Raw genomic sequence first — 1602 nt, 5'->3', positions numbered from 1 at the left:
AAAAGAACCGACAGAGGGAGTTGGCACAGCAATATACCCATCAACAGGCGAAGAAGATTCGACACCAGGTAGTGCTACAGAAGTAGAGATAACACCAGACTGATCAGAAACAGTTGGCATAGATAAACCTTCAGCTAATGGTAACAAAAAGGAAGAAATATCAGAAGCTACTAACAACTCAGACGCAGGTACAGACAAAGGTTCAGGTGCAGACAAAGGTGCAAACGCAGAAACAGAGGAGGGGGATACAGCAACAACACTATCAGACGCAGATGAGGATGCTCCATCTTCTAAAGCTCTCAAATCAGAAGCGTCACCTTCCAGAGTCGAGACTGAAACATCAGCACTAATTCTCGAAAAACACTCACCAGACAAAGATACCAATTGCATCTCGTGCTGAGATTGAGGCCCAGACTCAGAAAGAGATGAAGATAAGGGTAAGGGTGCAAATGAAATAGAGGGTTGAAATGAAGGAGCAGGAGATACTTCACCTACTAAAGGTCCAAAATCAGAATAATTTGAAATAGGATCGTCAGAAGTAGAAACAGCAACAATATCAGGTAAATTAGCAGGTTGATCTCTACAAGAAAGCAATTTAACAAATCTACGAGAAGGTTGATTACGCTTCCCCTCAAATAGCAACAAAGATCTTAAGTGTGTCTCAGATTGATGTGATAATTCAGACCGAAGTCGCGCAGAAGAGATAACCGAGGAATGAGTAAGAGTAGCAGTACTGCAAGCATCTGCACATTTACTACTACCTTCTGATGTCTTGCTTTCACTTATCATACGTCTTTGAGTAATAGTCTCAGTAACAACAGGCAAATAAGGCCCTGTACCTTCAGATAATAACTCAGGTTCAGATTGAGATAATAATTCAGATTGAAGTTGCGAACTGGAAGAAGGACTCACAAAACCTGTGGTAGCACTTACTGAAGCCGTACCATCACTTGTAACTTTACTACCACTTCCTGATCTTTTGCTTTTCTTACTTATCGTATGTCTTTGTGGAACAGGCTCAATAACAATAGACGAAGAAGATCCAGTACCTTCAGATAATAACTCAGTTTCGGGTTGAGATAATAATTCAGACTGAAGTTGCAAACTGGAAGAAGGACTCACAAGACCTGTGGTAGCACTTACTAAAGTAGCACCACCACTTGCAACTTCACTACCACCATTTCCTGATACCTTCCTTTTACCTGTTTTAAGTTGTCTTTGGGGAGCTGAAAATGCCGATGCAGGAATACCAGCAATATCGAGGACACTAATAACATCTTCACAACTAACACCACTCAATGATCCATCTTCTAGTTTAGCAAAAACTCTATCAGCTACTACATCCCACTGAGACTCAAATACAGACTGCACTACATTAAAAGCAGCACAATCTAGTTTCGACAAAAAATCTAATAAAACACCTCCACTTAATGGAACCAGCTCACAATCAGAGGTACTTGATAAAACCCTTATATCAGGAAGTGCGCGTATAAAATCAGGACGGTACTTGTAATGATATATACACAGACACCTAGACATAAAACTAGATAGATGCAATTCTCTATAGATCCTGCACCAAATAGCTCTCCCAATCGTAGAAAG

Annotated in this window: 1 protein-coding gene; it reads right to left on the bottom strand. The window is 40.6% G+C overall.

From position 1 onward, the window contains the following. Positions 1 to 1602, bottom strand: a 1602-nt coding sequence (locus tag A6733_RS08695) for a hypothetical protein (RefSeq protein WP_176696738.1), incomplete at both ends; no start/stop codon positions are given.

Origin of the sequence: Candidatus Ichthyocystis sparus (assembly GCF_900078745.1) — a bacterium.
GTDB lineage: Bacteria > Pseudomonadota > Gammaproteobacteria > Burkholderiales > 2013Ark19i > Ichthyocystis > Ichthyocystis sparus.
Note: the sequence above shows the minus strand (reverse complement) of the source record. Positions and strands in the feature narration are given on the sequence as shown.